14 protein-coding genes and 1 pseudogene are annotated in these 16,654 nt (G+C 59.0%); 11 read left to right on the top strand and 4 right to left on the bottom strand.

Annotated features, from left to right (window positions below; all coding sequences use genetic code 11):
• Nucleotides 1–23: 23 nt before the first annotated feature.
• Together E4P00_RS17560 and E4P00_RS17555 are read left to right on the top strand one after the other, a co-directional pair.
• Entirely contained in the window at nucleotides 24–524 is a 501-nt protein-coding gene (locus tag E4P00_RS17560; RefSeq protein WP_248132260.1) for an Lrp/AsnC family transcriptional regulator, read from the top strand.
• 150 nt (nucleotides 525–674) lie between these two features.
• A pseudogene (locus tag E4P00_RS17555) lies at nucleotides 675–1,013 on the top strand (DDE-type integrase/transposase/recombinase); the annotation flags it as partial.
• A gap of 237 nt (nucleotides 1,014–1,250) precedes the next feature.
• Here the strand turns inward: E4P00_RS17555 and E4P00_RS17550 are convergent.
• A complete protein-coding gene (locus E4P00_RS17550; RefSeq protein WP_248132258.1) occupies nucleotides 1,251–1,685 on the bottom strand; it encodes a hypothetical protein in 435 nt (144 codons plus the stop codon).
• Between the two features lie 194 nt (nucleotides 1,686–1,879).
• On the bottom strand, nucleotides 1,880–3,493 hold the full coding sequence (locus E4P00_RS17545) for a methyl-accepting chemotaxis protein (RefSeq protein WP_248132256.1): 1,614 nt from the start codon (nucleotides 3,491–3,493) through the stop codon (nucleotides 1,880–1,882).
• A gap of 159 nt (nucleotides 3,494–3,652) precedes the next feature.
• On the opposite strand from E4P00_RS17545, the gene E4P00_RS17540 reads away from it, so the two are divergent.
• Nucleotides 3,653–4,864, top strand: a complete 1,212-nt coding sequence (locus E4P00_RS17540) for a multidrug effflux MFS transporter (protein ID WP_103735173.1) — start codon at nucleotides 3,653–3,655, stop codon at nucleotides 4,862–4,864.
• A gap of 22 nt (nucleotides 4,865–4,886) precedes the next feature.
• On the opposite strand, the gene E4P00_RS17535 is transcribed toward E4P00_RS17540, so the two are convergent.
• Both E4P00_RS17535 and E4P00_RS17530 read right to left on the bottom strand, forming a co-directional pair.
• Nucleotides 4,887–5,801 (bottom strand): tyrosine-type recombinase/integrase, encoded by a 915-nt coding sequence (locus E4P00_RS17535; protein ID WP_103735172.1) that lies wholly within the window; start codon nucleotides 5,799–5,801, stop codon nucleotides 4,887–4,889.
• A 106-nt stretch (nucleotides 5,802–5,907) separates the two neighbouring features.
• Nucleotides 5,908–6,720: a hypothetical protein gene (locus E4P00_RS17530; RefSeq protein WP_216091383.1), complete on the bottom strand. Its 813-nt coding sequence runs from the start codon at nucleotides 6,718–6,720 to the stop codon at nucleotides 5,908–5,910.
• 410 nt (nucleotides 6,721–7,130) lie between these two features.
• On the opposite strand from E4P00_RS17530, the gene arnC reads away from it, so the two are divergent.
• The 8 genes from arnC to E4P00_RS17490 are packed head-to-tail and all read left to right on the top strand — an operon-like array spanning nucleotide 7,131 to nucleotide 16,457.
• Nucleotides 7,131–8,177, top strand: coding sequence for an undecaprenyl-phosphate 4-deoxy-4-formamido-L-arabinose transferase (arnC, locus tag E4P00_RS17525; RefSeq protein WP_248132254.1), 1,047 nt, complete (start codon nucleotides 7,131–7,133; stop codon nucleotides 8,175–8,177).
• Nucleotides 8,174–10,165 (top strand): bifunctional UDP-4-amino-4-deoxy-L-arabinose formyltransferase/UDP-glucuronic acid oxidase ArnA, encoded by a 1,992-nt coding sequence (arnA, locus tag E4P00_RS17520; protein ID WP_032875322.1) that lies wholly within the window; start codon nucleotides 8,174–8,176, stop codon nucleotides 10,163–10,165. Before arnC ends, arnA begins: the two co-directional genes overlap by 4 nt.
• Nucleotides 10,165–11,049, top strand: a complete 885-nt coding sequence (arnD, locus tag E4P00_RS17515) for a 4-deoxy-4-formamido-L-arabinose-phosphoundecaprenol deformylase (RefSeq protein ID WP_032875325.1) — start codon at nucleotides 10,165–10,167, stop codon at nucleotides 11,047–11,049. The genes arnA and arnD overlap by 1 nt, the downstream gene beginning before the upstream one ends.
• Nucleotides 11,046–12,701: a lipid IV(A) 4-amino-4-deoxy-L-arabinosyltransferase gene (arnT, locus tag E4P00_RS17510; RefSeq protein WP_248132252.1), complete on the top strand. Its 1,656-nt coding sequence runs from the start codon at nucleotides 11,046–11,048 to the stop codon at nucleotides 12,699–12,701. Before arnD ends, arnT begins: the two co-directional genes overlap by 4 nt.
• On the top strand, nucleotides 12,698–13,045 hold the full coding sequence (gene arnE / locus E4P00_RS17505; RefSeq protein ID WP_078821368.1) for a 4-amino-4-deoxy-L-arabinose-phosphoundecaprenol flippase subunit ArnE: 348 nt from the start codon (nucleotides 12,698–12,700) through the stop codon (nucleotides 13,043–13,045). Before arnT ends, arnE begins: the two co-directional genes overlap by 4 nt.
• Nucleotides 13,042–13,455 (top strand): 4-amino-4-deoxy-L-arabinose-phosphoundecaprenol flippase subunit ArnF, encoded by a 414-nt coding sequence (arnF, locus tag E4P00_RS17500; RefSeq protein ID WP_078821367.1) that lies wholly within the window; start codon nucleotides 13,042–13,044, stop codon nucleotides 13,453–13,455. Before arnE ends, arnF begins: the two co-directional genes overlap by 4 nt.
• Nucleotides 13,452–14,834, top strand: a complete 1,383-nt coding sequence (locus E4P00_RS17495) for a UDP-glucose/GDP-mannose dehydrogenase family protein (protein ID WP_032875337.1) — start codon at nucleotides 13,452–13,454, stop codon at nucleotides 14,832–14,834. The genes arnF and E4P00_RS17495 overlap by 4 nt, the downstream gene beginning before the upstream one ends.
• Nucleotides 14,835–16,457 carry a phospholipid carrier-dependent glycosyltransferase gene (locus E4P00_RS17490; RefSeq protein WP_216091387.1) on the top strand — a complete coding sequence of 541 codons (1,623 nt, stop codon included), beginning with the start codon at nucleotides 14,835–14,837 and terminating at the stop codon, nucleotides 16,455–16,457.
• Nucleotides 16,458–16,654 lie beyond the last annotated feature (197 nt).

The following is a 16,654-nucleotide window of genomic DNA, read 5'->3' as shown; positions in this document are numbered from 1 at the left end:
CGTTTTTACTCAGGAATGACGTAATGCAGAAAAAAACATCCAAACGCATCAGTCTCGATGACACCGACCTGGCGATTCTCGCGTTGCTGCAGGAGGATGCGAGTATTTCCAACTCCGAGCTCAGTGAGCGCTTGTCGTTAAGCCTGACACCTTGTTGGAGGCGGCGTAAGAGAATGGAGGAGGCGGGCGTGATTAAAGGCTACCAGGCGAACCTTGATCGACGAATGCTGGGGCTGGATATCATGGCGTTCGTGCACATCCGTTTTTCCACCCACGCCGACCATGCTCCCGATGCTTTTGAGGCGGTGATTGCTCAACTGCCTGAAGTGTTGTCTTGTCACAAGATCACCGGGGATGCCGATTACGTGCTGCAAGTGTTGGCAGAGGACCTTGATAGCTACAGTGACTTTATCGAACAGGTGCTCAGGCGTCAGGTGGGTATTGCGTCCATCCAGTCCAGTCTGGCTTTACGCGAAATTAAGACCAGTAGCCGTATCGCGATACCTAAATCGATTAAGGTGTGAATGGGCAGGGGTTAGACCACGAAGTGGAACCCTGTCTTTAACCGCATAGCCAAGGAGTGCGGCTGAAGTACGCCTTTATCAAGCAGCGCGCAGGCGACTATTCGATTCGACGGCTTTGCCTGACGCTGAAAGTCCATCCCAGCGGTTTTGCTGAAGCGCCACTTCGATGTTGTGGAACCCAACAAGGTTTGGGTAACCGACATCACGTACATTCGTACGTATGAAGGCTGGTTGTATTTGGCGGTGGTACTGGATCTGTTTTCTCGGCAGGTCGTTGGCTGGTCAATGAAGTCGCAGATGACCAGTGATTTGGCCATTGATGCGTTGCTGATGGCGGTTTGGAGGCGTAAGCCGAAGCAAGAGGTGATGGTTCATTCCGACCAAGGCAGCGAGATGTTCTACAACGTAAAACGCCGCCATGGTTTCAACAATCAGCTGTCGCCGGTAGGGTTTGAAAAGCGTTACGCAATGAGCTTGCAAGGTGTCTAGAGAATCCGGGGCGATTCAAGGTAACCGAGAAGAAGGACAGGATAGTCGTCAGTGACAGGGTTCCTTCACAATATCAAATTTAACATAATATACATTATGCGAACCACTGAGCTATCCTTCAGGGGCTCTGTTCGGCGCATTTCACTAAGCGACCTAGACCACCGCGCGCCAGATTCATAAGCAGCCATCGTTGCCCTCGCTGACCTGCCTCCGTTTGACCCTTGGGCCACCGGGCATTTACGGCGAGTCAGCACACGGTTCACCAACGCTGTGGTGAAATCGATAACGTTGCCCGTCATAACGCAGTACTGGGAAACAAGAGCCCGGGCCGCCGACCTCGACATCAGGCCAACCATTACTGCCTTTGCCAGGGAGAAACTCAGCGACGCCGTTTTCTTTGAGCATGAGTTTCCAGTGACCGTCAGTCTGCTGGCTGACTAGATAAAATCCAGTACCCGCTTGCCCATAACAGTCAGTGCTGCCTTCGGTAATCAACGCATCCGGCCGACCGTCGCCGTTCAGGTCCTTGATCAGCTCCATGGTTGCCGGCGTGTAGCTACCTGTTGTCTCGATTTCGCACTCCGACGTCTCTTGGTTAAATCCAGCAGCGCGGAAAGCTTTTATCTGCTCGCTACGCGGCAGTTCATCCGCCAGCGCCGTGGCACTGATCACGAAACATGCCACCCATAGACCTGACGTAAGCCTTCCCCGCATATAGACCGTCCCTTTATGATGCTCAAATGTAAAGTATCGTGCACGTACCCACACTAGCGTGAAGGATGAGCTAGCTCTGCCCTTATTATATAACCACTGACTATAACTAAACTAAATGACTATTTAGTTGAGTTATATATAGATAGGTCGGTTCACAACCTGAACCGATCCACCGACTGCGACAGCTTCCCCGCCAAACTCGACAATTCATCCGTCGTTGACGCCGTGTCTCCAATCACGCGGCTGTTGTTTTGCGACATACCTGCAATCATCTCCACCTGGTGAGCAATTTCATTGCTGGCCAGGCTTTGCTCGCTGATGGTGCGGGAAATATCGTTGACCAATTCGGTGGTGCTGAGCGTGGCCTGAAGGATCTCGCGAATGGCGCGTTCCACTTCGGCGGTAACGGCCATGCCCTTGTCCACTTGAGCAACGCCCTCCTCCATGCTGGTCACCGCTTCCCGGGTGTTCAGCTGGATGCGCCCGACCATACTGGCGATCTCCTGCGTGGATGCGCTGGTGCGTCCGGCCAGGCTGCGCACTTCATCGGCGACGACTGCAAAGCCGCGGCCCTGCTCACCTGCACGGGCGGCTTCGATGGCGGCGTTGAGGGCCAGCAGGTTGGTCTGGTCGGCGATGCCTTTGATCACTTGAATAATGCTGTAGATCGCCTCGGACTCCTTGTCCAGTGTGCGGATCACTTGGGCCGATTGCTGCGCTGAACGGGCAATGCCATCCATGTCGCTGACAACCTGGTGAATGACGCGGCCGCCGTCCTTGGCCAGGGTTTCTGCCTGGTTGGCCATGTCGAGGGCGCGTTGGGCGTGGCGAGTGATTTCCTCGATGCTGGCAGTCATTTCGCTAGCGGCGGCGGCCATGGTGCTGGCGGCGGCGCTTTGCTGTTGACTGCTGCCTGCGACTTCATGGCAACCCTGGCTCAGTTGTTCGCTCATGCCATTGACGCCGTGGGCGTTGCTGCGAACCACTTCAATCATGCCGCGCAAATCCCGCTGCATGGTGGCCAGGCTGCGAATCAGCGCACTGGCTTCATCGTGATTTCTGGGCTCGATAATAGGTTCGCTCAAGTTGCCATGGGCAATGCTGTCGGCAATACGGCTGGCGGTACGCAGTGGCCCCATGATGCTCAGGATCACCCAGCGCCCTTGTGCCAGCAGCAGTAACAGGCTGGCGATCAGTACCACGGCCAGGGTCCAATTGACGTGGCTGATGGTTTGTCGGGTACTGATACTGGTCAGTTGAGTCTTGTTTTCGATCAGTTCGCTCAAGGCCGCCATTTGATCTTCCAGCCGACTGAACGCGGCATTGAAGGTCTCCAGCTCACCACGGGCGGCTTCGGGGTTGTCCAGGGCCAGCGCGACGATACGCTCACCGGCGCTGATATAGGTATCCAGGCTGGGCTTGATGTTTTCCAGGCTCGCCTTGATTGCATCGTCCAACGGCTGCTTGAAGTTGTCCGCCAGCACCTGGCGAAAGTGTTCGGCATGTTCCTTGAGCGAGCTGTTGACCTGGGCCGGTGTGCTGGTGCTTTTGCCTAGCCCCACCAACATGGCCGACAGCACGTCGGCACGCAGGGCGTCGTGCATCATGTCGGCTTCCATGTGATTACGCAGCACGGTCATGCTGACGTCATTGTCCTGTACCGCATCGCCCATCCGGGTATTTCCCAAATAGCTGGCCAGGCTCATGATCAAGGCGGTGAGCAATCCGGTCCCAATCAACAGCATCAAGCGTAATTTGATCGTCATGCTGGTATCCCCGTGCCAGGACCGTCGGTTGGGAATCCAACCGTTCAAGTGCTCACTGTTAGCTGTATCGGCAACAACTCCTTGTTAGTGAAGCCTAAGTTTGCGGATCTGCGCGTTTCACTTAAGCTGACCGTCCTTTGCTCCAGCCGGACCTGCCAAATGTCTAGAAGTATCGCCCATCTCGCCCTGCTGCTGGGCTTGATCACCGCCGTCGGCCCGTTTGCCATCGACATCTACCTGCCCGCGCTGCCAACCCTGGGCGCAAGCCTTGGGGCCTCACCGGCGGCGGTGCAGATGAGCCTTACCGTGTTCTTCATGGTCATTGGTGTGTGCCAGTTGTTCTACGGGCCGATCAGCGATGTGTTCGGGCGCAAACTGCCGATTTATGCGGGTTTGGTGATCTTTACCGTTGGCAGTATCGGCTGCGCATTGGCGCCGACGATCGAAGTATTGATCGGATTTCGTGCCATACAGGCGTTCGGTGCCTGTGCGGGGATGGTGATCCCGCGGGCGATCGTGCGCGACCTGTACACCGGCCATGAGGCAGCGCGCTTGATGGCTTTGCTGATGTTGGTGATGAGTGTTTCGCCAATCCTCGCGCCGCTGGCCGGCAGCCTGGTGATTTCGATCTGGAGTTGGCGCGAAGTATTTGCTGTGCTGGCGGTGGTTGCAGTGCTGTGCCTGGTCATGACCATCGTGCAACTACCGGAAACCCACCCGGCCGAACGCCGTTTGGGCAAGACCCTGGGCAATGCATTCGGCAGTTATGGAGCGCTGTTGCGCGACCCGGTATTCACCGGGTTATCGGTGGTGTGCGGGTTTGGCCTTGCGACCTTCTTTGTATTTATCGGCAGCGCGCCCTTCGTATACATCGAATATTTCGGCCTGACACCGACACAGTTCAGCCTGTGTTTTGCCCTCAACGCCGCCTCGTTTTTTGCCATGAGCCAACTGACCGCACGCCTGAGCGCACGGTTTGGTCTGGCGCCGCTTATTCGTTGGTCGGTGGTCGCAGTAGCCACGATCATGGCCCTGTTGGCAGCCACCACATTCTGGGGTGATAGCCTGCCCTTGATGATGGGCCTGCTGTTTATCGGGTTCGGTTTTCTCGGCCTGTTGCTGCCGGCGGCAGGTGTGCTGTCGCTGGAAGATCATGGCGCGGTGGCAGGCTCTGCGTCTGCCTTGCTTGGCGCGATCCAGATGGTTACCGCGGCCGTTTCGATGACCCTGGTGGGCGTATTCGCCGACCATACTCCTGCACCGATGTTGATCGGCATTGCGCTATGTGCGCTTGCCGCGATGCTCACCACGTTGTGGACCTTGCGCCGGTTGCCGGCGCACCTGGCCTCAAGCGTCCCGCCCTCCTCCTGAGGCTTGCCCTACCCCGCCCAGCTCACAGATCAAAGCGGTCCACTGCCCTGCGCCGCTCATTGTCGTCGCGTACGTCGTAGCTGGCGGTGGTCTGGATATTGGTGTGATGCGCCAATTTCTGGGCAATCGACAAATCATGCTCTTCGATCACTCGGGTGATGAACGAACGGCGGAAATCATGGGGCATGATTTTCACACCCACCTGATCACCGCGCTGCCGAGCAATGTAATAAATCGCATGTTTGGTAATGCGTTCGCGTGTGATGTGGCTGCCCCGGCGGATACGGTTGAACAGAAAGGTGTCGTCCTGCTCACCTTCCTTGAGTTGTTCACGACGAAACTCAAGCCACGCCCGCAGTTTTGCGAACGCCCAGTCCGGCGCGTACTTGATCAGTTCCTTATTACCTTTGCCGATCACCCGCAGGCTGCGCTGATCAAAATTGATCTGCTCGAGGTCGAGATTGACCGACTCCGACTTGCGCATCCCGGAGCCATACAACAGGCCGATCACTGCTGCATCCCGCAGGCCCTGGGGCCGAGGATCGGCGGCGCATACATCGAGCATCTCGCGGATCAGTGTACGACGCAGGTTGCGGCCCTGCCCCAGGCGCGTACCGGCGGCAGCCTTGACCGAGCGCATCTTCAACAGGTGATCCTGGCTGATCAAGCTCATGCGCCACGCTTCATTCATCACTCCTCGTACCGCATTCACGTACAGCGATGAGGTATTCGGCGCATAGCCGTCCTCGCGTAATGCGGCCACCAGTGCGACGACGTGTTCGGGTTGCAGTAAATGCCAGTCAATGTCTTCGAGGTTGAGGTCTTCGAAACCCAGGCGGTCGGCGGCATCCTGCAGCACGTAGCGCATGGTCAGTTGGCTGGAGGGCGCCAGGCGAGTGAGGTAGAGGGTCAGCGGGTTGCGGATAGTCTCGGTCAAGGGATCAGCCTTTGGATTAAATACATCAATCAACTCGTTGATTAATCGATGTATTTAGTGGATTGGCGAAGACTGAGTCTAACCCAGGCGCGGCACTGGCACAAAATCACGGCGCCAATTCGACTTCCTCTGCCGGTTCCTGCGGTTGCGCCAGGGACTGGCTCCAGTCAGCGTCCTGTCGCTGCATCAGCGCAAACCAATGCCCACGCATAAACGTCAGGTAGCCAGCCGGGGCCTTGGCAAAGTCCTTCTCGTCGCCATAGCAGCCTGGCAGTGGCAGTTCGGTGCCCTGCTCCTTGTACTGGCTGACCAACTTCTGTTGGGCCTCGACGCTGCAGTCAGTGGGCAAGGGCATGCCGCGCAGGGCACCGGCATCTTCGTCCCACCAACTGGCGCCGACGCGATCGAGGCCGCGCAGGCGATACTTGCCGGACTTGCCGACCCGCATGATCAGCTTGAACTCATTGGGGCTCACATCACTGGTACAGGTGCGCGAATAACCGACCGTGACCTGGGTATTGCCGTCGCGCAGCAGGTCGGTGACTTTGGTGGCCGCCTGATCAAAGCGCAGGCTGGCGTCGAACTCGCAGTGTTGCACGTCGTCGTGCAGCATCCAGACCCGCTTGGGGCGATCGCCCGTGAGCAGGTACTGCGCTGCGTAGACAAACGCCGACTGGGTGCCATCATCCTCCCGCTCGCTGACCTGCTCGGCGAGTACCAGCAGGTTCTTGCCCTGAAGGTCATCCCAGGTATAAGCACCGACTTGCTTGCCGGGCACTTCCACACCTTCCGGCACCTGTTCAATGCTGGTCAGTGCGATCCCTTCATCGGCGCGTACGCTGGTGACACAGGCCATCGTCATCAATAATCCCATCAACGCAGGCCGCAACTGGCCGCGCAAAAGCTGCACGCTATTCATCCGAGTACCCTGGCAAGAGATGGCTTACTTTACCGGCACTTGAGCGCCAATGCAGAGAAGATTGTTCAATCACCGGCATTGGCCGAGCGGGAGCGCCCGGATTGAACCAAACGCCCGGCACAGCGTTCCGATCTGACCATCCGGCCTGCACATGTAACGCCTTGATTACTTAGCTGAACCCTAGCTGTCTACCTGTCAAATAAACGAGTTTTTCATCCGCCTTTCATATTCGTTGCACACATTTGCGCTTAACCTTGTAAGCAGTACTTCAGGGCATTCCGTGGTTTATCGACTAACCTGTTGATTACGCTTTATCTTTAGCGCCGCGTTGTCATCTGCGGGCTGTAGTTCTGCCCGATGATTGCTGCTGTTTTCACGCGTCAAGTTGCTCCAGCCGAGGTCATGAAACTTTGAAACCCTACCCTATTCACTGCGTGTCGATCGTTATCCCGGTCTACAACGAACAAGAGAGCCTGCCTGAGCTGCTGCGTCGTACTACAGCAGCCTGCAAGCAGCTGGCCTACGAATACGAAATCATCCTGGTGGATGACGGTAGCCGCGACAATTCGGCCCAACTGCTCGAAGACGCCGCCGCTGAAGAAGGCAGCCATGTTGTAGCGGTGATCCTGAACCGCAACTACGGCCAGCACGCCGCGATCATGGCCGGCTTCGAACAGTGCCGTGGCGAAGTCGTAATTACCCTCGATGCCGACTTGCAGAACCCGCCGGAGGAGATCCCGCGCCTGGTGGAGCAAGCTGCCCTGGGCTACGACGTGGTCGCCACCGTGCGTAACAACCGCCAGGACTCCGCGTTCCGTCGCTGGCCGTCGCGCTTGATCAACCTGGCCGTGCAGCGCTCTACCGGCGTGGCCATGACCGACTACGGCTGCATGTTGCGTGCCTACCGCCGCACCATCGTCGACGCCATGCTCGCCTGCCGTGAACGCAGCACCTTCATCCCGATCCTGGCCAACGGCTTTGCCCGCCATACCACGGAAATCCTCGTGCACCACGCCGAGCGTGAGCACGGCGAGTCCAAATACAGCGCCATGCGCCTGATCAGCCTGATGTTCGACCTGCTGACCTGCATGACCACCACACCATTGCGCCTGCTGTCCATCGTCGGTTTCAGCCTCGCGGCGTTGGGCGTGCTGTTCGCCTTTGCGCTGATCGTCATGCGCCTGGCCTTCGGCGCCGATTGGGCGGGTGATGGTCTGTTCGTGCTGTTTGCGGTGCTGTTCGTGTTTACCGGTGGCCAGTTCATCGGCATGGGCCTGCTGGGCGAATACCTGGGCCGCATGTACAGCGATGTACGCGCCCGCCCGCGCTTCTTTATTGAAAAAGTGCTGCGCAACCAGCCGGCAGCACCGACTCCAGTCGTCGTCGTTGACGGCCTGGTGTCTTCCCATACTTCTACTTCTACTTCTCCTTCTCCTTCGGATCAGGTTCAGTCATGAGTTCAAAAGCTGTTGTCTTCGCTTACCACGATATCGGCTGTGCAGGCATTGAAGCCCTGCTCGGTGCGGGTTACGACATTGCTGCCGTGTTCACCCATGCCGATGACCCCAAGGAAAACAATTTCTACGGCTCCGTCGCCCAACTCTGCGCACGCCATGGCATCCCGGTGCACGCCCCGGAAGACGCCAACCACCCGCTGTGGATCGAGCGCATCGCCAAGTTGAACCCGGAGTACATCTTCTCCTTCTACTACCGCAACCTACTGAGCGAACCGCTGCTGGCCACCGCCCGCAAGGGCGCGTTCAACCTGCACGGTTCGTTGCTACCTAAATACCGTGGCCGCGCCCCGGCCAACTGGGTGTTGGTCAACGGCGAAACCGAAACCGGCGTCACCCTGCACCGCATGGTCAAGCGTGCCGATGCCGGCGCCATCCTCGCCCAGCAGAAAGTCAGCATCGACCGCACCGACACCGGCCTGAGCCTGCACGCCAAATTGCGTGATGCGGCCACAGCCTTGCTGCGCGACGCGCTGCCACAATTGGCCCTGGGCAAGCTCACCGAAACCGCCCAGGACGAAAACCAAGCCACCTATTTTGGCCGCCGCACTGCCGCCGATGGCAAGCTGGACTGGAAAAAGCCTGCCGAACAACTGTTCAACCTGGTGCGCGCGGTGACGCAGCCGTACCCGGGCGCCTTCTGCGCAGTGGGCGAGCACAAGCTGATCGTATGGCAAGCCGACGTGGTCAAGGGCAACGACGGTTTGGCGCCAGGCCGTGTGATCAGCGTCAACCCGCTGCGTATTGCCTGCGGTGAAGACTCCTTGGTCATCAAGTTTGGCCAGCGTAACGAAAACGGCCTGTACCTGGCCGGTCCGGCCCTGGCCGATGAACTGGGCCTGGTGGATGGCTCCGTACTGCGTGGCGCCGAGTCTGGCCGCAAGCCACGTCGTACCCGCGTGTTGATCCTGGGCGTAAACGGCTTTATCGGTAACCACCTGTCCGAGCGCCTGCTGCGTGACGACCGTTACGAAGTCTATGGCCTGGACATCGGCTCCGACGCCATCGAGCGTCTGCGCAGCCACCCGAATTTCCATTATGTGGAAGGCGATATCAGCATCCACACCGAGTGGATCGAATACCACATCAAGAAATGCGACGTGGTCCTGCCATTGGTTGCCATCGCCACGCCAATCGAATACACCCGTAACCCACTGCGTGTGTTCGAACTGGACTTCGAAGAAAACCTCAAGCTGGTGCGCTACTGCGTCAAGTACAACAAGCGCGTGATCTTCCCCTCGACCTCCGAAGTCTATGGCATGTGCCAGGACCAGTATTTCGATGAAGACACCTCCAACCTGGTGGTCGGCCCGGTCAACAAGCAGCGCTGGATCTACTCGGTGTCCAAGCAGCTGCTTGACCGCGTGATCTGGGCCTACGGCGACAAGGGCCTGAAGTTCACCCTATTCCGTCCGTTCAACTGGATGGGCCCGCGCCTGGACCGCCTGGACTCTGCGCGTATCGGCAGCTCCCGCGCCATTACCCAATTGATCCTGAACCTGGTGGAAGGCACGCCGATCCGTCTGTTCGACGGTGGTGAGCAGAAGCGTTGCTTCACCGACATTGCCGACGGTATCGAAGCGCTGGCGCGCATCATTGATAACGACAATGGCGTGTGCGACAGCCAGATCATCAACATCGGCAATCCGGAAAACGAAGCGAGCATCCGCCAGTTGGGCGAAGAACTGCTGCGTCAGTTCGAGGCTCACCCACTGCGCCACAACTTCCCACCGTTCGCCGGTTTCCGCGACGTCGAAAGCAAGGCGTTCTACGGCACGGGCTACCAGGACGTGGCGCACCGCAAGCCGAGCATCGAGAACGCCAAGCGCCTGCTGAACTGGGAGCCGAGCGTACAGATGAGCGAAACCATCGGCAACACGCTCGATTTCTTCCTGCGTGAAGCCATGCTTGAAATTGCGGATAAAAAGTAATGCAGGCAGGTCTTCGCATCGACGTCGACACCTACCGTGGCACCCGTGAAGGTGTGCCGCGGCTGCTCGAATCCCTGGATGAAGCCGGGGTAAAGGCGACGTTCTTCTTCAGTGTCGGCCCGGACAACATGGGCCGCCATCTGTGGCGCCTGATTCGGCCACAGTTTCTGTGGAAGATGCTGCGTTCCAACGCCGCCGGCCTGTATGGCTGGGACATCTTGCTGGCAGGAACCGCCTGGCCAGGCAAGCCGATCGGCCGCGACCTGGGGCATCTGATGCGCCAGGCCAAGGCCGCCGGGCATGAAGTCGGCCTGCACGCCTGGGATCACCATGGCTGGCAGGCCAATACCGGGCGTTGGAGCGAGGCACAGCTGGTCGAGCAGATTCGGCGTGGTGTGCAGACTTTGAGCGACATCCTAGGCGAGCGCGTGGACTGTTCAGCCGCCGCCGGGTGGCGCGCCGACGAACGTGTGGTGCAAGCCAAGCAAGGCTTCAATTTTCGCTACAACAGTGATTGCCGGGGCACCAGCCTGTTTCGACCGACACTGGCCGATGGCAGCGCGGGCACCCCACAAATTCCGGTAGACCTGCCGACCTTCGACGAAGTCGTCGGGCCGGTGGTGGCTGCCAATGATTTCAACCGCTTCATCCTGGACCGATTCAGCGCAGCGAAGCTGAACGTCTACACCATCCACGCAGAAGTTGAAGGGATTCTGATGGCCAATGATTTTCGTCAGTTGCTCGCCCAGGCAGGGCAGCGCGGCATTGATTTCAAACCCTTGGGTGATCTTCTGCCCGCAGATGTAACCACCCTGCCCCAACAAAAACTGGTGCGCGGCGCATTGAGCGGCCGCGAGGGTTGGTTGGGAGTACAGCAGGCATGATTCGTCGCTGGGCCTTGCCCCTGCTCCTGCTGGCGTTTGCCGCGTTTTACCTGCTGCCGCTGGCCACCCATGGCCTGTGGATTCCCGATGAAACCCGCTATGCGCAGATCAGCCAGGAAATGCTGCTGACCGGCAAATGGGCCTCACCGCACTTCATGGGTATTCGTTACTTCGAAAAACCCGCCGCGGGCTACTGGATGATTGCGCTGGGCCAGGCGATTTTCGGGCAGAACCTGTTCGGCGTGCGGTTTGTCTCGGCCTTGAGCAGCGCCTTGAGCATTGTGCTGGTTTACCTGGTATCCCGCCGGTTATGGAGCGACCCGCACAAAAGCCTGGTCAGCACCCTGCTGTACATGAGCTTCGTCAGCGTGGCGGCCCTCGGTGGTTATTCCAACCTGGACCCGCAGTTCACCTTCTGGGTCAACCTGACCGGCGTGGCGTTGTGGTTCTGCTTTGACAGCAGCACGCGGCGCGGCCGACTGTGGTCATGGGCGCTGTTGGGTTTCGCGTGCGGCATGGGCTTCATGACCAAGGGCTTCCTGGCCTGGTTGCTACCGGTATTGATCGCCCTGCCCTACGCCCTCTGGCAAAAACGCCTGGGTGAGTTGTGCACGGTTGGCGGCGTGGCCGTGGTGGTTGCAATTGCTGTCAGCGTGCCGTGGGCATTGGCTGTGCACCTGCAAGAACCGGACTACTGGCATTTCTTTTTCTGGCACGAGCACATCCAGCGCTTTGCCGGGGAAGATGCCCAGCACGCTGAGCCGTTCTGGTATTACCTGCCGCTGCTGGTAGCGTTCGCGCTACCGTGGGTAGCCCTGTTGCCGTCCACGCTCAAGCAGGCATGGCTGCAAAAGCGCGCGCCGAAAACCGCATTCCTGCTGCTATGGCTGTTGATGCCGCTGGCGTTTTTCAGCCTGGCCAAGGGCAAGTTGCCCTCCTACATCATGCCTTGCATGCTGCCCCTGGCGTTGCTGATGGGCTCGACCTTGAGCGACAAGCTCAAGCAAGGCCACGGTCGCGTCCTGCGCATCAATGGCTGGCTGAACCTGGCGATCGGTGTGCTGGTATTGCTGGCCCTCAGCTGGTTCCAGTTGAAAAAACCGGTGTACGAGCCGGGTGAGGAAACCTTCAGCCTGGTGCTGGTGTTCATCTTCCTGTTCGGTTGGATCGTGGTCAACCTGCTGCAAGCGGCACGGCCCTTGACGTTGTGGGCCGCGCCTCTGATTGGCAGTGGGCTACTAGTGGTTTTGGTGCCTGCGGCATTGCCCCATTCGGTGGTTTATAACAAGACCCCGGACCAGTTCATCATCGATCACATCGAGGAATTACAGCCCACTGTCGCCCTGTTGAGCAACGATCTGGGCGCTGCTTCTGCACTGTCCTGGCGTCTCAAACGACCGGATATCACGCTCTACAACACCTCGGGCGAGGTCAAGTACGGGCTGGCTTACGCCGACACGGCCCATCGGCTGGTCGACCGTAATGCGATCCAGGCGTGGATGGCGCAAACCCGCCGCACCGGTGCCGTGGGTGTGGTGATGCGCGTCAACAGCCAAGGTGAAAAGGACGAGCTCGCGCTGCTGCCCACCGATGGCAAGCGTTATGCCCAAGGCAAGATCGTGATCCTGATTTTCCCGCAGGTCGCGCCATGACCACCCTGCTGCTGTTGCTCACAGCCTGCTTGCTCACCTGCATGGGCCAGGTATCGCAAAAGTTTGCCGTGGAAAGCTGGCGGAACCTGCCTCAAGGCTGGGCATTGAAGGTGCGCTCGCCGTGGTTATGGTCAGCGTTGGTGTGCCTGGGCCTGGGCCTGCTGGTGTGGCTGCTGGTATTGCAACGCCTGGAAGTGGGGATTGCCTACCCCATGCTCAGCCTGAATTTTGTGCTGGTCACGCTGATGGCGCGCTTTGTATTTCACGAACCCATTGATGGCCGTCACTGGCTGGGTGTGGGGCTGGTGATTGCCGGCGTCGTGCTGCTGGGGCGCCAGGTATGAGCCGCATAAAGGGTTTCGCCCTGGCCCTGGGCAGTGTCGGCCTGGTGAGTGGCGCCCAACTGGGCATGCGCTGGAGCATGACGCGCCTGCCCTTGCCCACCGAGTGGCTGGCCGCCTTCGCCCACAACAGCATCGACCTGAGCGCCCTGGGCGTGGTGATCCTGGCGATCATCGCCTACGCGCTGTCGATGCTCTGCTGGCTTGGCGCACTCAAGCATTTGCCTCTGGGCCGTGCCTACTCGCTGCTCAGCATCAGCTACGCGTTGGTCTATCTGCTGGCCGCCAGCCTGCCGGTGTTCAACGAAGCTTTCTCGCTTTCAAAAACCCTGGGGGTGGCCTTGGTCATCCTCGGCGTACTGGTTATCAACTCTCGTCGTGCATGCACCTCAAGTCCCAGGAATACCCCATGAAAATCAGCGTATTTGGTAGTGGTTACGTTGGTCTGGTACAGGCCACTGTATTAGCCGAAGTCGGTCACGATGTCATTTGCATGGACGTTGACAAGAGCAAGGTCGAGTCGCTCCAGAAAGGTCACGTGACCATCTTCGAGCCGGGCCTGGCCGCGATGGTCAAGGACAACCTGGAAAGCGGACGCCTGCATTTTACCTACGACGAAAAACTCGCTGTCGAGCACGGTGAAGTGTTGTTCATCGCCGTGGGTACGCCGTCGGATGAAGACGGCTCTGCCGACCTGAAATACGTGCTGTCGGTGGGTGACGCCGTTTCCCGCCATCGCGTGCAGCCGGTAATCCTGGTGGAGAAATCCACCGTGCCGGTCGGCACCGGTGACACCCTGCGCGCTCATATCGAAAAGAACCTGAATGCCGCTGGCCGTCAGTTGGAGTTCGATATTGTCTCCAACCCGGAATTCCTCAAGGAAGGCTCGGCCGTTGCCGACTGCCGCCGCCCGGACCGCATCATCATTGGCTGCGAGCGCGAGGAAGTACGTGAGGTCATGCGCGACCTGTACGCGCCGTTCAATCGCAACCACGACCGCATCATCTTTATGGACCTGCGCAGCGCCGAACTGACCAAGTACGCCGCCAACTGCATGTTGGCCACCAAGATCAGCTTCATCAACCAGATTGCCGAACTAGCCGAGCACCTGGGCGCTGATATTGAATCGGTGCGCCTGGGCATTGGTGCCGACTCGCGAATCGGCTACCACTTCATCTACCCAGGCTGTGGCTACGGCGGCTCGTGCTTCCCCAAAGACATGCGTGCCTTGATCCATAGCGCCAAGCAAGCCAACTGCTCCAGCGACCTGCTCGAAGCAGTGGAAGCCATCAACCAGCGCCAGAAGAGCAAGCTGTTCGAGCGCATCAATGCGTTCTTCAAAGGCAATCTGAAGGGCAAGACCTTCGCCCTGTGGGGCCTGGCCTTTAAGCCCAACACCGATGACATGCGCGACGCTCCCAGCCGCGTGCTGATGGAAGCCTTGTGGGCCGCCGGTGCCAATGTGCGCGCCTTCGACCCGGAAGCCATGCAGGAAACCCAGCGGATCTATGGCGACGACCCGCGCCTGATGCTGATGGGCACCCCGGAGTCCACCCTGGGCGGCGCCGATGCGCTGATCGTGTGCACCGAATGGCAACAATTCAAGGCGCCGGACTTCGACCTGATTCACCAGCGCTTGAAAACCCCAGTGATCTTCGATGGCCGCAACCTGTATGACGGCGAACGCCTGACACGCAAAGGCTTCAAGTATTTCCCCATTGGCCGTGGCGATTCCTGCGAGTTACCGATTCCCCAGCAAAACTGGGTGGAACAGGTCAGGGATGTCGGCTAGGTGAACAAGGCTTTCCCATCCATGCAGAGCAGCACAATCCGTCGCCAGTCACTGGGGCTTGGGCTCTTGGCGCTGGTGCTGTTTATCGCCGGCAACTGGCACCAGGCGATCATCGGCTTTGATTCACGCTTCGTGGTGTTTGCCCAGGAAATGCTGCGCCACGGGCCAGGCTTCTTCCCCACGACCTACGGCCAACCGTATGCCGACTACCTGGCGACTTCAACGCTGCTGACCTGGCTGCTGTCATTGCCATTGGGCCAGGTCACCAGCCTGACGGCATGGCTGCCCACCGCGGTCGCGTCAGCAGTGATCGTAATGCTGGTCTACCGCCTGACTGCGCCCTACTCCCCGCGCTGGGGGCTGTTGAGCCTGGCAATGTTGCTGCTCAGCAGCACCTTTGTCAGCGAAACCCGCGCGGTCTCCCTGGACCAGATGCTCGCCGCCGTGACTCTGGCGGTGTTCTATCTGGGCTATGCCCATGATCACTTCGCTGCGGCGAAGCGCTTGCATTGGGTGTTTGTGTTGCTGCTGCTCGGGTTTGCACTGCGTGGGCCGATTGGCCTGGTGATCCCCACAGGCGTTTTGTGCAGCTATTACCTGATCAACCGCCAATGGCGCAGCCTGTTCAGCTTCGGCCTGCTGGCGTTGGCGCTGCTGGCAGCGTGCGTCGGTCTGTTGCTGCTGCTGGCCAAGCTCAGCGGCGGCGAAGACTTCATGCATGACGTGATTCGTATGCAGTTCCTGGGACGCATGGATGGCAGCGAAGGCTCCGGCGGTGTGCTGTATTACTTCACCAGCTCCATGGGTAACTACGCGCTGGCTTATCCGCTGGCAATATTGGTATTGGTGGCGGTCATGATCGGCGGGCGGCGCACACCGGATCCGGCATTGAAGCTGGTGTTGTATTGCGCAGCCGCGGGTGTGCTGGTGATGGTGGGCCTGTCGGTGCCCCAGGCGAAAAAAGCGCGCTATATCCTGCCGATGTTGCCGATGGCAGCGATCATTGCCGCGTATCCGTTCCAGGCGACACAGGGGCGACTGTTTGCCTGGCTGCGCGGCCTGATGCTGGGCGTCTGGACGCTATTGCCGACGCTGTTGGTGATTGGCCTGCTAGTGGCGCGGCGGCGTTATCCGGAGCCGCTGGCCCACCTCGAAGTGATCTTCGCCGTGCTTGGGCTGCTTCAGATCCTGGCGCTGCTGACACTGCTCAAGTCCCGACTGCGTACGTATGGCCCGGCCCTGGCTGCAGTGCTGGCCCTTTGGACAACCTACATCCTCGTGGTCGAACCCCTGGAGCGTCGGTTATACGACACCCGCACGTTCAGCCTCGCCGTCAAGGCTCAAGTCCTGCAGCAACCGGCGCCCGTGGTGCTGCACGCGCTGGGTAAAGACGCGAAAGCCATCAAGTTCATGGTCAACTTCGATTGTGACAAGGTCCCGCTGTTTACCCAATTGCCCATTGAATTGAAGCCGATCCAGGCCCCGGCATGGTTGGTCATGAGCCAGGCCGACTTCGAAGGGCTGGACGATCCACGCTTGCGTTCGATCGCGCCCACGCTGACCGGCGAGTTCGACAAGAACCCCTACGTATTGTTGCATCTGGTAAAAACCACGGTGCCATGAGCACTTTTCCAGGGGCATTGTAAGAAAGAACGCCGACTCTTTAACCAGTAGGCGTCTTTCATCACAAGCACCAAGAAAACACCTACATTCCTTTGCGTAATAGCTGGTGCACTTTCCCTTCCTGTGCCTGGAACCCGACGGTAGACTCGCTGCCACGTGCGTTAAGTATCTACCACCCGATCGTCAGGGCTGTCCCG

This window comes from Pseudomonas sp. B329, assembly GCF_023127835.1.
Taxonomy (GTDB): Bacteria; Pseudomonadota; Gammaproteobacteria; order Pseudomonadales; family Pseudomonadaceae; genus Aquipseudomonas; species Aquipseudomonas synxantha_A.
The sequence above is the reverse complement of the archived record's forward strand: the minus strand, read 5'-3'. Positions and strand labels throughout refer to the sequence as shown.

Bases quoted from the DNA above. Each gene is read 5' to 3' on its own strand.
- E4P00_RS17560 (WP_248132260.1), top strand. From the start codon at position 24: ATGCAGAAAAAAACATCCAAACGCATCAGTCTCGATGACACCGACCTG.
- arnA (WP_032875322.1), top strand. From the start codon at position 8,174: ATGAGTTCAAAAGCTGTTGTCTTCGCTTACCACGATATCGGCTGTGCA.
- arnT (WP_248132252.1), top strand. From the start codon at position 11,046: ATGATTCGTCGCTGGGCCTTGCCCCTGCTCCTGCTGGCGTTTGCCGCG.
- E4P00_RS17540 (WP_103735173.1), top strand. From the start codon at position 3,653: ATGTCTAGAAGTATCGCCCATCTCGCCCTGCTGCTGGGCTTGATCACC.
- E4P00_RS17495 (WP_032875337.1), top strand. From the start codon at position 13,452: ATGAAAATCAGCGTATTTGGTAGTGGTTACGTTGGTCTGGTACAGGCC.
- arnE (WP_078821368.1), top strand. From the start codon at position 12,698: ATGACCACCCTGCTGCTGTTGCTCACAGCCTGCTTGCTCACCTGCATG.
- arnD (WP_032875325.1), top strand. From the start codon at position 10,165: ATGCAGGCAGGTCTTCGCATCGACGTCGACACCTACCGTGGCACCCGT.
- arnF (WP_078821367.1), top strand. From the start codon at position 13,042: ATGAGCCGCATAAAGGGTTTCGCCCTGGCCCTGGGCAGTGTCGGCCTG.
- E4P00_RS17530 (WP_216091383.1), bottom strand. From the start codon at position 6,720: ATGAATAGCGTGCAGCTTTTGCGCGGCCAGTTGCGGCCTGCGTTGATG.
- E4P00_RS17545 (WP_248132256.1), bottom strand. From the start codon at position 3,493: ATGACGATCAAATTACGCTTGATGCTGTTGATTGGGACCGGATTGCTC.